At 72.3% G+C, this 13,585-nt stretch carries 10 protein-coding genes; 9 read left to right on the forward strand and 1 reads right to left on the reverse strand.

The genetic code is table 11. The features are described from left to right. The coding region (locus IF01_RS41615; RefSeq protein ID WP_051755210.1) for an HAD family hydrolase at nucleotides 1-598 on the reverse strand (598 nt) is incomplete at its 3' end. A gap of 363 nt (nucleotides 599-961) precedes the next feature. Here IF01_RS41615 and IF01_RS0111420 point away from each other — a divergent pair. From IF01_RS0111420 to IF01_RS0111460, 9 genes are all read left to right on the forward strand, one after another. Beyond that, a complete protein-coding gene (locus IF01_RS0111420; protein WP_030393234.1) occupies nucleotides 962-2,809 on the forward strand; it encodes an APC family permease in 1,848 nt (615 codons plus the stop codon). A gap of 313 nt (nucleotides 2,810-3,122) precedes the next feature. Beyond that, a complete protein-coding gene (locus IF01_RS0111425) occupies nucleotides 3,123-5,117 on the forward strand; it encodes an APC family permease (protein WP_051755257.1) in 1,995 nt (664 codons plus the stop codon). Nucleotides 5,118-5,269: 152 nt separating this feature from the next. Continuing rightward, the gene (locus IF01_RS48940) at nucleotides 5,270-5,464 is read left to right on the forward strand and encodes a hypothetical protein (protein WP_030393236.1); all 195 of its coding nucleotides are present in this window, start codon (nucleotides 5,270-5,272) and stop codon (nucleotides 5,462-5,464) included. Continuing rightward, on the forward strand, nucleotides 5,461-5,550 hold the full coding sequence (gene kdpF, locus IF01_RS44965) for a K(+)-transporting ATPase subunit F (protein ID WP_037779658.1): 90 nt from the start codon (nucleotides 5,461-5,463) through the stop codon (nucleotides 5,548-5,550). The genes IF01_RS48940 and kdpF overlap by 4 nt, the downstream gene beginning before the upstream one ends. 1 nt (nucleotide 5,551) lies before the next feature. Beyond that, nucleotides 5,552-7,213, forward strand: coding sequence for a potassium-transporting ATPase subunit KdpA (kdpA, locus tag IF01_RS0111440; protein ID WP_030393237.1), 1,662 nt, complete (start codon nucleotides 5,552-5,554; stop codon nucleotides 7,211-7,213). 11 nt (nucleotides 7,214-7,224) lie between these two features. After that, the gene (gene kdpB, locus IF01_RS0111445) at nucleotides 7,225-9,351 is read left to right on the forward strand and encodes a potassium-transporting ATPase subunit KdpB (RefSeq protein WP_051755259.1); all 2,127 of its coding nucleotides are present in this window, start codon (nucleotides 7,225-7,227) and stop codon (nucleotides 9,349-9,351) included. A gap of 19 nt (nucleotides 9,352-9,370) precedes the next feature. Next, on the forward strand, nucleotides 9,371-9,994 hold the full coding sequence (gene kdpC / locus IF01_RS0111450; protein WP_030393239.1) for a potassium-transporting ATPase subunit KdpC: 624 nt from the start codon (nucleotides 9,371-9,373) through the stop codon (nucleotides 9,992-9,994). Between the two features lie 110 nt (nucleotides 9,995-10,104). Beyond that, entirely contained in the window at nucleotides 10,105-12,678 is a 2,574-nt protein-coding gene (locus tag IF01_RS0111455) for an ATP-binding protein (protein ID WP_244215492.1), read from the forward strand. Next, the gene (locus tag IF01_RS0111460) at nucleotides 12,675-13,355 is read left to right on the forward strand and encodes a response regulator (RefSeq protein WP_030393241.1); all 681 of its coding nucleotides are present in this window, start codon (nucleotides 12,675-12,677) and stop codon (nucleotides 13,353-13,355) included. Before IF01_RS0111455 ends, IF01_RS0111460 begins: the two co-directional genes overlap by 4 nt. The last annotated feature ends 230 nt before the right edge of the window (nucleotides 13,356-13,585 follow it).

Raw genomic sequence — 13,585 nt, forward strand, 5'->3', positions numbered from 1 at the left:
GGGGGAGGGGTGGGGGTGGGGTCGGGGTGATCCAGATGGAGCGGAGGCCGGTGGCGTGGGCGCCGCGGAGGTCGGTGGCGGGGTTGTTGCCGACCATCCAGTCGGCGGGGGTGAGGGTGCGGCCGAGGCGGGCGGCGGCGAGGTGGAAGATCGCGGGGTCGGGTTTGCGGGCGCCGGCCTCCTCGGAGACGACGACGGCGTCGACGGCGGGGAGCAGGCCGGTGCGGGTGAGTTTGGCGCGCTGGATGTCGGTGCAGCCGTTGGTGACGACGGCGATGGGCCAGCCGGCCGCGCGCAGGGCGGCGAGGGCTTCGGGGGCGCCGGGGAGCGGGTGGGTGCGGGCGGCCTCGTGGGCGACGTGTTCCTCCCAGAGGTCGGTGCCGGTGTGCGGGAGGCCGTAGTGGGCGGCGATCCGGGCGAAGCCGGTGGGGGAGCGGTCGGCGCGGAAGAGGCCGAAGACGGTGGGGGCGGCCTCGGGCGGCAGGCCGTGGGTGGCGCAGAAGGCCGGGGTCCAGGCGTCGGGGCCGCCCTCGCGTTCGACCAGGGTGTGGTCCAGGTCGATCAGGAGGAGGGGCAGTTGCGGGGAGTGGGTGGCCATGTGCGGAGGGTAGTGGATCGCCTCGGGGTGGACTTATTGCGAACTACTTGCAATTACCTCAAACAGGCAGCACAGTGGTGGGGCAGGGTGGGGTCGGACCGTTTCGGCTTGCCTGCAGAGCAGTCCCGGCCGTGCGGAAGCGCGCCGGGAGTCCTCCTTCACAGCTGATCGTCTTCCCAACCGGCGCCCGCCGGGACAGCGGTCCGCCCACCCCGCCCAAGCCCGCCTCGCACACGCCCCCGGCCCGTCAAGAAACCGTCAGAAGCGGTACGGGGAGCGTCAGGAACCCGTACGGGCCAGCGGTGAAGCCGGGCCACGGCCTGCAGGATCGGAGCAACCGATCGACTGCGGAGGTCCCGTCCGATGTCCAGCCCCCTCTCCCCGGCCCTCGCCGCCGAGCCCGAGCCGCCGGACACCGGCGCCGCGGCGTCCGACGGGGGCGGTGACGACCGGCACCGGCTGACCGTGTCCGGCGGACTGGCGGCGCTTTCCCTGGACGCGATGGCCTCGGTGGCCTACGGGCCGGAGTCGATCGTGCTGGTGCTCGCGGCGGCCGGGGCGTACGGGCTCGGGTTCACCCTGCCCGTCACGGTGGCGATCGCGGTGCTGCTGGCGGTGCTGGTGGCCTCCTACCGGCAGGTGATCGCGGCGTTCCCGGACGGCGGCGGCTCCTACGCGGTGGCGAAGGCGCACCTGGGCCGGCGGACGGCGCTGACGGCCGCGGCCTCCCTGGTGATCGACTACGTGCTGAACGTCGCGGTCTCGGTGACGGCGGGTGTGGCGGCGCTGACCTCGGCCGTGCCGGGCCTGTACGAGGACCGGGTGTGGCTGTGCCTGGGCGTGCTGGCGCTGGTGACGGCGGTGAACCTGCGCGGGATCGCCGAGTCCGCCCGCTGGTTCATGGCGCCCACGGCCGTCTTCGTGCTGTCGATCCTGGCGATCGTCGTGGTCGGCCTGTTCCGGGACGCGCCGGCGAGTACCGAGGCCGCCGCCGGGCACGCCTCGGTGCTGACGGAGAACGCCACGGCGGTCGGCGCGCTGCTGCTGCTCAAGGCCTTCGCGGCCGGCTGCTCGGCACTCACCGGCGTGGAGGCGGTGGCGAACGCCGTCCCGTCCTTCCGCGCGCCGGGCGTGAAGCGCGCCCAGCGCACCGAGGTCGCGCTCGGCGCGCTGCTCGGCGTGATGCTCATCGGACTGGCCGTGCTGATCGGCCGCTTCCACCTCCAGCCGGTCGAGGGCGTCACCGTGCTCGCCCAGCTCGCCGACGCCTCGCTCGGCCACGGCGTCGGCTTCTACGTCGTCCAGTTCGCCACCGTCGTGCTGCTCGGACTGGCCGCCAACACCTCCTTCGGCGGCCTGCCCGTCCTGCTCCACCTGCTGGCCCGCGACAACCACCTGCCGCACGTCTTCGCCCTGCGCGCCGACCGCCAGGTGCACCGCCACGGCGTGCTGTTCCTGGCCGCCGTCTCGGCCGTGCTGCTGGTCGCCTCCGGCGGCGACGTCAACAGCCTGGTCCCGCTCTTCGCGATCGGCGTCTTCGTCGGCTTCACCGTCTGCCAGGTAGGCATGGTCCGGCACTGGGCGCTGGAGAGGCCGGCCCACTGGCAGGCCAAGGCCGCCCTCAACGGCTTCGGCGCGCTGCTCACCGGCACCGCCACCCTGGTGGTCACCGGCACCAAGTTCACCGAGGGCGCCTGGGGCATCTGCCTGGCGCTGCCCCTGCTGGTGCTGCTCTTCGAAGCGATCCACCGCAGCTACGCCCGGATCGGCGAGCGCCTGGAACTCGGCCGCGTCCCCGGCCCGCTCACCCCGCAGCGCAGCCTGGTCGTCGTCCCGGTCACCGCGATCACCCGCCTCACCCGCGACGGCCTCTCCGCCGCCCTCTCCCTCGGCGACGAGGTCATGGCCGTCACCGTCGTCCACGACGGCGCCGAGACCGAGACGCTGCGCCGGGACTGGGAGCTGTGGGCCCCGGGCGTCCCGCTGGTGGAGATCCCGGACGGCCACCGCCGGCTGGGGCAGCCGATCGCGGACTTCGTCAACGAGCTCGCCACCGAGCACGCCTACGACCGTCTCACCGTCCTCATCCCCGAGGTCGAGCCGGCCCGGCCCTGGCAGCGCGCGCTGCAGAACCGCCGCGGCGCCGTGATCGACCGCGCCCTGCGCCGGCACACCGACGCGGTGGTCTGCCGGCTCCGGATGCGGATGTGACGGAGGCCAAAGCGTGCCGGGGGGGGGGATTGGTGCCGGGTGAATTAGTGCCTTATGCCCGGATGTAAGCGAGCCGATCGTCATATCTTGACGATGTCTTAACGGCCCCTCCGGCAGCCCCCGAAATGCCTCCAGTGCGCCCGGAACGCCCCGCCCATAGCGGCTCCGACCTGCGGAAACATCCCGCCGCTCGGGCGTGCCGGGCGTCCCGCGCACGCCACGACGTCCCATTGCGCGCCCGGTGTGCGCCCTTACGCTCGCCCATGTGTTCAACCTGCCCCAGGCGCTCAAGCGCCTAGTGATCGGCCGGGCCATGCGCAGCGAGGAGCTCGGCGAGACGCTGCTCCCCAAGCGCCTGGCCCTGCCGATCTTCGCCTCCGACCCGCTCTCCTCGGTCGCCTACGCGACCCAGGAGATCCTGCTGGTGCTCACCGTCGGTGGCGCCGCCTTCCTCAACCTGACCCCGTGGGTCGCGGCCGGTGTGGTCGCGCTGATGGCGGTCGTGGTGATGTCCTACCGCCAGGTCGTGCACGCCTACCCCAGCGGCGGCGGCTCCTACGAGGTGGTGTCGCGCAACCTGGGCGCCAATTCGGGCCTGGTGGTGGCCGCCTCGCTGCTGGTCGACTACGTGATGACGGTCGCCGTCTCGGTGGCCTCCGGCGTCGACAACATCATCTCCGCGCTGCCCTCGCTGGCGGACCACCGGGTGGAGCTGGCGGTCGGCTTCGTCGTCCTGCTGATGGCGGTGAACCTGCGCGGTGTCCGGGAGTCCGGCAAGGCCTTCGCCGCGCCGACCTACCTGTTCATCGGCGGCATCCTGCTGATGGTGGTCACCGGGCTGGTCCGGGTGGCGCTCGGCGACGCCCCGGTGGCGGCCAGCGCCGCGTACGGGATCGTGCCGGAGGACGGCAAGGACACCCTGGCCGGGCTGGGGCTGCTGATGCTGGGCCTGCGCGCCTTCGCCTCCGGCTGCACGGCGCTGACCGGGGTGGAGGCGATCTCCAACGGCGTGCCGGCGTTCCGGGCGCCGAAGTCGAGGAACGCCGCCGCGACCATGGCGGTGATGGGCACCACGGCGGTGGTGATGTTCATCGGCATCACCGCGCTGGCGCTGATCTCCAAGGTCCACATCGCCGACAACGCCTGCCACCTCACCGGCTTCCCCGGGGACTGCGCGACCGCGCCGCAGCAGACCGTGATCGCCCAGCTGGCGGCGGCGATCCTCGGCGGGGACGGCAGTGTCCTCTTCTACTTCATCCAGACGGTCACCGCGCTGGTGCTGATCCTGGCGGCCAACACGGCGTTCAACGGCTTCCCGCTGCTGGCCTCGATCCTGGCCGAGCACCGCTACCTGCCCCGGCAGATGCACACCCGCGGCGACCGGTTGGCCTTCTCCAACGGCATCATCGCGCTCGCGGTGGTGGCCGGCGGACTCCTCTGGCTGTACGACGCCGACGTCACCAGCCTGATCCACCTCTACATCCTGGGCGTCTTCACCTCCTTCACGCTGTCGCAGATCGGCATGGTGAAGCACTGGAACCGGGCCCTGGCCACCGAGACCGACCCGGCGGTGCGGGGCGCCGCCCAGCGCTCCCGGGTGATCAACTTCTTCGGCGCGGTCACCACCGCGCTGGTGCTGGTCATCGTGCTGCTCACCAAGTTCACCCAGGGCGCCTGGCTGGCCGTGGTCGCGGCGGCGGTGCTGTGGGTAATGATGCGCGGCATCCGCCGGCACTACGACGGCGTCGCCGAGGAACTGGCGGTGGACGACCCGGAGGCCGAGTCGGTGCGGCCGTCCCGGGTGCACGGCATCGTGCTGGTCTCCAAGGTGCACAAGCCCACCCTGCGGGCGATCGGCTACGCGCAGGCGTTCGCACCGGACTCGCTGGAGGCGCTCACGGTCGCGGTCGAGCCGGAGGCCACCGGGGAGCTGGAGCGCCGCTGGGAGGAGCTGGCCCTGCCGGTGCCGCTCAAGGTGCTGGACTCGCCGTACCGGGAGATCACCAAGCCGGTGGTCCAGTACGTGCGGGACTACCGGCGGACCAGCCCCCGGGACGCGGTGGCGGTGTTCATCCCGGAGTACGTGGTCGGGCACTGGTGGGAGCACCTGCTGCACAACCAGTCGGCGCTCTGGCTGAAGAGCCGGCTGCTGTTCACCCCGGGTGTGATGGTGATCAGCGTGCCGTGGCAGCTGACCTCCTCCAACCGGGCGAACCGGCCCTCGGGACGGGCCCCGGGCGCGGTCCGGCGCGGTGAGCCGGCGGTGCGGCGCGAGCGGGAGAAGCTGCAGGCCCCCGAGCACGCGTAGGCACCGAAGGACGAGGTACGCGGCCCCGGACAGCACCCGCTGTCCGGGGCCCCGCCATGTCCGGAGAGGGCCCGGTCACAGCCCGGACAAGGCCCCGTATGGAGCCCGTCAACAATCGAACGGGCGCCGTATGGAGGGCGTCAAGAACGCCGTTGACGCTCTGTGAGCGCGGTTGGCTGGGCTCTGCCGGCCTCTCCGCCGGCGCGCCGTGCCGGTACACGTACGCGGGCCGCGGCCACCTCCGAACCACCGTGGTGGAGTCCATGTCCGATCTCATCTACGTCGTCGTCACGGTCGCCGTGTTCGGCGTCATCGCCCTGATCGCGCGGGGGGTGGAGAAGCTGTGAGCGCCGAGAACGTCGCAGGTCTCATCGTGGCTGTGGCCCTCGTCGGCTACCTCGTTCTCGCGCTGATCTACCCGGAGAAGTTCTGACATGAGTTCGACTCTCGCGGGCTGGCTGCAGGTCCTCGCCCTGGTGGGCGCGCTGGCCCTGTGCTACCGCCCCCTGGGCGACTACATCGCCCACACCCTCACTTCGAAGAAGCACCTCAGAGCCGAGCAGGCCCTGTACAAGGTGATCGGCGTGGACGCCGACGCCGACCAGCGCTGGCCGGTCTACCTGCGTTCGGTGCTGGCCTTCTCGGCGGTGTCCGTCCTCTTCCTCTACACCCTGATCCGGGTGCAGCAGTGGCTGCCGCTGGGCCTGGGCGTCGAACAGATGCCCGGCCACCAGGCGTGGAACACCGCGATCTCCTTCGTGGCCAACACCAACTGGCAGTCCTACAGCGGCGAGGCCGCGATGGGGCACCTGGCCCAGATGGCCGGTCTGGCGGTGCAGAACTTCGTCTCCGCGGCCGTCGGCATCGCGGTGGTCGCCACCCTGATCCGGGGCTTCACCCGCAACCGCACCGACCGGCTGGGCAACTTCTGGGTGGACCTCACCCGGGTCAGCGTCCGGCTGCTGCTGCCGGTCTCGATCGTGTTCGCGCTGGCCCTGGTGGCCACCGGCGTGGTGCAGAACTTCCACGGCTTCCACGAGGTGGCCACGCTGGCGGGCGACCCGCAGTCGGTCCCGGGCGGGGCGGTGGCCTCGCAGGAGGTCATCAAGCTGCTGGGCACCAACGGCGGCGGTTTCTACAACGCCAACTCGGCGCACCCGTTCGAGAACCCGACCGGGCTGAGCAACTTCCTGGAGATCTTCCTCATCCTGGTGATCCCGTTCGCGCTGCCGCGGGCCTTCGGCCGGATGGTCGGGGACAACCGCCAGGGCTACGCGATCGTCTCGGTGATGGGCCTGTTCTGGGTCGCCTCGGTGGCGCTGCTGACCCTGGCCGAGTCGCACCACGCGGGCTCCGCGCTGCAGTCGGCGGGCGGCGCGATGGAGGGCAAGGAGCAGCGGTTCGGCATCGCGGCGTCCAGCCTGTTCGCGGCCTCGACGACGCTGACCTCGACCGGTGCGGTGAACTCCTTCCACGACTCGTACACCGCGTTCGGCGGCGGGCTGACGATGTTCAACATGATGCTGGGCGAGATCGCGCCCGGCGGTGTGGGCTCGGGCCTGTACGGGATGCTGGTGCTGGCGATCGTCGCGGTCTTCGTGGCCGGTCTGATGGTCGGCCGCACCCCCGAGTACCTGGGCAAGAAGCTCGGCGGCCGGGAGATGAAGTTCGCCTCCCTCTACATCCTGACCACGCCGACCCTGGTGCTGGTCGGCACCGGTGTCGCGATGGCGCTGCCGGGCGAGCGGGCCGGGATGCTGAACTCGGGTGCCCACGGCTTCTCCGAGGTGCTGTACGCGTTCACCTCGGGCGCCAACAACAACGGTTCGGCGTTCGCCGGCATCACGGTGAACACGGACTGGTACGACACCGCGATCGGTCTGGCGATGGTGTTCGGCCGGTTCCTGCCGATGGTCTTCGTCCTGGCCCTGGCCGGCGCGCTCGCCCAGCAGCAGCCGGTCCCCGCCACCCCGGGCACCCTGCCCACCCACAAGCCGCTGTTCGTGGGCCTGCTGTCGGGCGTCGTCCTGATCGTCGTCGGCCTCACCTACTTCCCGGCCCTGGCTCTCGGGCCGATCGCGGAAGGTCTCTCCTGATGTCGTCCACCATGACCGAAGAATCCGAGCGGGCCGGGAAGCCGGTCCCGCAGTCGGAGGCGTCGTCCGCCGAGGCGCCGCACAGAGTGTCCGGCGGCCTGCTGGACCCGAAGCTGATCCTGGCGTCCCTGCCGGACGCGGTGAAGAAGCTCGACCCCCGGGTGATGGTCAAGAACCCGGTGATGTTCGTGGTCGAGGTCGGCTCGGTCGTCACCACGGTCGCCGCGATCGCCGACCCCAGCGTGTTCGCCTGGTCGATCACGGTGTGGCTCTGGCTGACCACGGTCTTCGCCAACCTGGCCGAGGCCGTCGCCGAGGGCCGCGGCAAGGCGCAGGCGGACACCCTGCGCCGGACCAAGACCGACACCATGGCCCGCCGCCTCACCGACTGGCCGCGCTCGCGGGCCGAGGAGGAGGTCGCCGGTACCGCGCTGCGGCTCGGTGACCATGTGGTGGTCGAGGCCGGCCAGATCATCCCCGGTGACGGTGACGTCGTCGAGGGCGTGGCCTCCGTCGACGAGTCGGCGATCACGGGCGAGTCCGCGCCGGTGATCCGGGAGTCGGGCGGCGACCGCTCGGCCGTGACCGGTGGCACCAAGGTGCTGTCGGACCGGATCGTGGTGAAGATCGCCTCGGAGCCCGGCAAGTCCTTCATCGACCGGATGATCGCCCTGGTCGAGGGCGCCGCCCGGCAGAAGACGCCGAACGAGATCGCGCTCAACATCCTGCTGGCCTCGCTGACCATCGTCTTCCTGGTGGCGGTCGTCACCCTGCAGCCGATGGCCACCTACGCCGGTGCGCCGCAGTCGATGATCGTGCTGGTCGCGCTGATCGTGGCGCTGATCCCGACCACCATCGGCGCGCTGCTCTCGGCGATCGGCATCGCCGGCATGGACCGGCTGGTGCAGCGCAATGTGCTGGCGATGTCGGGCCGCGCCGTCGAGGCGGCGGGCGACGTCAACACCCTGCTGCTCGACAAGACCGGCACCATCACCCTCGGCAACCGGCAGGCCGCCGAGTTCCGGCCGGCCGAGGGCGTGGGCATCGGGGACCTCGCGGACGCGGCGCAGCTGTCCTCGCTGGCGGACGAGACGCCGGAGGGTCGCTCGATCGTCGTCCTCGCCAAGACGGAGTACGGCCTGCGGGCCCGCGCCCAGGGCGAGTTGACGCACGCCACCTGGGTGCCGTTCACCGCGCAGACCCGGATGTCGGGCGTCGACCTCGCGGAGGCCGACGGTGTCCACTCGGTGCGCAAGGGCGCGGCGGGTTCGGTCACCAACTGGGTCACCGAGAACGGCGGCACGGTCGGCAAGGACGTCGCCGCCCTGGTCGACGGCATCTCCGCGGCCGGTGGCACCCCGCTGGTCGTCGCCTCCCGGACCGGCACCGCGGCGCCGAGGGCGCTGGGTGTCATCCACCTCAAGGACGTGGTGAAGGAGGGCATGCGGGAGCGGTTCGACGAGCTGCGCCGGATGGGCATCAGGACCGTCATGATCACCGGCGACAACCCGCTGACCGCCCGGGCGATCGCGGAGGAGGCGGGCGTGGACGACTTCCTCGCCGAGGCCACCCCCGAGGACAAGATGGCCCTGATCAAGAAGGAGCAGGCCGGCGGCAAGCTGGTCGCGATGACGGGCGACGGCACCAACGACGCCCCCGCCCTCGCCCAGGCCGACGTCGGTGTCGCGATGAACACCGGGACCATGGCGGCCAAGGAGGCCGGCAACATGGTCGACCTGGACTCCGACCCGACCAAGCTGATCGAGATCGTCGAGATCGGCAAGCAGCTCCTGATCACCCGCGGCGCGCTGACCACCTTCTCCATCGCCAACGACGTCGCCAAGTACTTCGCGATCATCCCGGCGATGTTCGCGGCGGTCTACCCGGGCCTGGACAAGCTCAACATCATGCAGCTGCACAGCCCCCAGTCCGCGATCACCTCGGCCATCATTTTCAACGCCCTGGTCATCGTCGGCCTGATCCCGCTGGCCCTGCGCGGGGTGAAGTACCGCCCCTCCGACGCCAGTTCGCTGCTGCGTCGCAACATCGGCCTCTACGGCCTCGGCGGCCTGGTCGTCCCGTTCGTCGGCATCAAGCTGATCGACCTGGTCGTCCAGTTCGTCCCCGGCCTCAACTAGCAAGAGAGGAGAACGCATCATGTCCAAGCCCCTGCCCACCGCCGTGCGCACCCACCTCACCGCGCTGCGCGCCCTGCTGGTCCTGACGGTGCTCCTCGGCATCGCCTACCCGCTGCTGGTCACCGGCATCTCCCAACTGGCCTTCGCCGACAAGGCGAACGGCTCGATCGTCGAGGTCGACGGCAAGGAGGCCGGCTCCAGCCTGCTGGGCCAGAACTTCAACCTCCCCAAGCAGAACCCGGACGACCCGGACGAGGCCCCCCGCCCCGACCCGCAGTGGTTCCAGCCCCGCCCGGGCGCCTACGACCCCAAGGCATCCGGCGCGTCCAACCTGGGCCCCAACAGCGAGGACCTCGCCAAGAGCATCGAGGACCGCCGCCAGGCCGTCGCCGCGTTCGACGGCGTCGACCCGGCGAGCGTCCCGGTGGACGCCCTCACCGCCTCCGGCTCGGGCCTGGACCCGCACATCTCCACCGCCTACGCCCAGGAGCAGGTCGAGCGGGTCGCCAAGGCCCGCAACCTGCCGGTGGACACCGTCCGCAAACTGGTCGACAAGAACACCGACGGCCGCCCGCTGGGCTTCCTCGGACAGCCGGGCGTCAATGTCGTCCAGCTCAACAAGGCGTTGGTGGAACAGAAGTGACGACAGATCGGCCGATCGGCTGAGGCGGGCCGGTCCGGTCCGGGGCGAGTGCCCCGGACCGGACCAGGGTGTACCTCGGTTCCGCTCCCGGTGTCGGCAAGACCTACCGGATGCTGGACGAGGCCCGGCGCAGACAGGAGCGGGGCGCGGACGTCGTCGTCGGCTGGATCGAGTGCCACGGGCGCCGCCACACCGAGGCGATGCTCGACGGCCTGGAGGTCGTGCCGGGCGTCCACCGCGCCTACCGGGACACCGACTTCGAGGAGATGGACCTCGACGGGGTACTGCGGCGAAAGCCCACGGTCGTCCTCGTGGACGAACTGGCGCACACCAACATTCCCGGCGGGCGGCACGGCAAGCGCTGGCAGGACGTCGACGAGCTGCTGGACGCCGGGATCGACGTCATCACCACGGTCAACATCCAGCACCTGGAGTCGTTGAACGACGTCGTCCAGAAGATCACCGGCATCCCGCAGCGCGAGACCGTGCCGGACGAGGTGGTGCGCCGGGCCGACCAGATCGAACTCGTCGACATGGCCCCCCAGGCGCTGCGCCGCCGGATGGCCCACGGCAACGTCTACAAGGCGGAGAAGGTGGACGCCGCGCTCTCGAACTACTTCCGGGTCGGCAACCTCACCGCCCTGCGCGAGCTCGCCCTGCTCTGGGTGGCCGGGCGGGTCGACGAGGGCCTGCGCGACTACCGGGCCAACCACAACATCGACCGGGTCTGGGAGACCCGCGAACGCGTCGTGGTCGCCCTCACCGGCGGCCCCGAGGGCGAGACCCTGATCAGACGCGCCGCCCGCATCGCGGACCGCACCGCCGGCGGCGACCTGCTGGCCGTCCACGTCACCCGCAGCGACGGCCTGGCCGGCGCCTCCTCCGGCGCCCTCGCCCAGCAGCGGCAGCTCGTCGAGAGCCTCGGCGGCAGCTACCACGTGGTCGTCGGCGACGACATCCCCACCTCGCTGCTCGCCTTCGCCCGCGCCCACGACGCCACCCAGCTCGTCCTCGGCACCAGCCGCCGCGGCCGGACCGCCCGCTTCCTCACCGGACCGGGCATCGGCGAGACAACGGTGGACGCCTCCGAGGACATCGACGTCCACATGGTCACCCACGAGTTCACCGGCCGGGGCCGGCTGCCCGCCCTCGGCCGGCGCCACTCCCGGCGCCGCACCGTCGCCGGCTTCCTGGCCGGCCCGATCGTGCCCTCGCTGCTGACCCTGGTCCTGTCCCAGTTCCACGACACCGTCAACCTCACCACCGATGCCCTGATCTTCCAGCTCGGCGTCGTCGTGGTCGCCCTGCTCGGCGGCGCCACCTCGGCCCTGCTGGCCTCGCTGGTCGCCTCGGTGCTGCTCAACTACTTCTTCATCCCGCCCGTCCACGCCTTCACCATCGGCGAGACCAACAACATCATCGCCCTGGTGGTCTTCGCGGCCGTCGCGCTGACCGTCTCCACCGTGGTCGACCACGCGACCCGCCTCACCGCCCGCGCCGCCCGCGCCACCGCCGAGGCCGAGACCCTCTCCACCCTGGCCGGCAGCGTCCTGCGCGGCGCCGACGCCCTGCCCGCCCTCCTGGAGAAGTCCCGCACCGCCTTCGGCATGAGCTCGGTGGCCCTGCTGGGCCGCACCGGCGGCGAGGTGCTCGCCTCCTGCGACACCGCCGCCGAGGTGAAGGACGCCGCCGACGGTGACCGGGCCGACGACGGCGGCGCCGCCCCGGACCGCGCCCTCGTCACCACCGAGGTCCCCGTCGGCGCCGACGCCGTCCTCGTCCTCACCGGCCGCCGGCTGCCCGCCGCCGACCAGCGCGTCCTCACCGCCTTCGCCGCCCACGTCGCCGCCGCCCTGGAACGCGACCGCCTCGCCGTCGTCGCCGCCGAGGTCGAACCCATCAAGGCCGCCGACCGGATGCGCACCGCCCTGCTCGCCGCCGTCAGCCACGACCTGCGCACCCCGCTCGCCGCCGCCCTCGCCTCGGTCGGCTCGCTGCGCAGCCCCGACGTCGAGTTCTCCGCCGAGGACCAGGCCGAACTCCTCGCCACCGCCGACGAGTCCCTCGTCAAACTCACCCGTCTGGTGGACAACCTGCTCGACATGAGCCGCCTCCAGGCCGGCGCGCTCACCCTCCACCTCGCCGAGACCCACCTCGACGAGATCCTGCCCCGCGCCCTGGACTCGCTCGCCGACCCGTACGCGCCCGTCCAGCCGCTCGACCTGGAGACCGTCCCGCCGGTGCTCGCCGACCCGCCGCTGCTGGAACGCGTCCTCGCCAACGTCATCACCAACGCCCTGCGCCACAACGCCCCCGGTGCGCCGGTCCTGGTCGCCGCCAGCCACCACGCCGGACGGGTCGAACTGCGGGTGATCGACCGCGGCCCCGGCATCGCCCCCGAGGACCGCGACCGGGTGTTCCTGCCCTTCCAGCGCCTCGGCGACACCGACAACACCACCGGCGTCGGCCTCGGCCTCGCCCTCTCCCGCGGCCTCGCCGAGGCGATGGACGGCAGCCTGGAGGTCGAGGACACCCCCGGCGGCGGCACCACCATGCTGCTCACCCTGCCCGCCGCCCCGGCCCGGCCGATGCCCGACGGGCCGGTACCCGCCGGTCCCGTTCCCGCCGATCCGGTACCCGCCGGTCCCGTGTTCGTCCAGCACCCCGGGGAGGCCCCCGAATGAGCGAGATCCTCGTCGTCGACGACGAGCCGGCGCTGCTGCGCACCCTGCGGATCAACCTCGGCGCCCGGCAGTACGCCGTCCGCACCGCCGCCACCGGCGGCGAGGCCCTGGCCCGCGCCGCCAGGACCTCCCCCGACGCCGTCCTGCTCGACCTCGGCCTGCCCGACCTCGACGGCATGGACGTCATCCGCGGTCTGCGCAGCCGCAGCGCGGTGCCGATCATCGTGCTCTCCGGCCGGGCCGACGCCGCCGACCGGATCGGCGCGCTGGACGCCGGCGCCGACGACTACCTCACCAAGCCGTTCCTGATGGACGAACTGCTGGCCCGGCTGCGCGCCGTGCTGCGCCGCCCGCCGGTCACCGTCGGCCCCGCGGCGCCCGCGCCGGTGATCGGCGACCACACCGTGGACCTCGCCGCCACCACCGTGACCGGGCCGGACGGGCCGGTGCGGCTCACCCCGACCGAGTGGCGGATCCTGTCCCTGCTGCTGGCCCACCCCGGCCGGCTGGTGCCCGGCCGGCGGATCCTGCGCGAGGTCTGGGGGCCGGCCCACGAGGAGCGGGGCAACTACCTGCGGGTCTACCTGGCCGGCCTGCGGCGGAAGCTGGAGCGCGACCCGGCCCGGCCGCGCCATCTGATCACCGAACCGGGGATCGGCTACCGCTTCGAGCCCTGACCGGGCACCGGACGGACCCCGGGCAGCCGGGCCGCCGGGGGAGTGTCAACGGCGCGTCAGGAGCGGTGGCCCCGGCGCCAACAGGGCGTCAAGAGCGGCCGACGCGGTCGTCCGGGGGCATAGCGTCGGTGGTGAGGAAGCGGCCCCGCTCCGTGGGGGATGCCTGGGGCCGCTCCGCCGCTCCGGCGGCCACCCGGGTGGGGGAGGGGCGCGCGATGCCGGCATCGCGC

This window comes from Kitasatospora purpeofusca (genome assembly GCF_000718025.1).
Lineage (GTDB): Bacteria > Actinomycetota > Actinomycetes > Streptomycetales > Streptomycetaceae > Kitasatospora > Kitasatospora purpeofusca.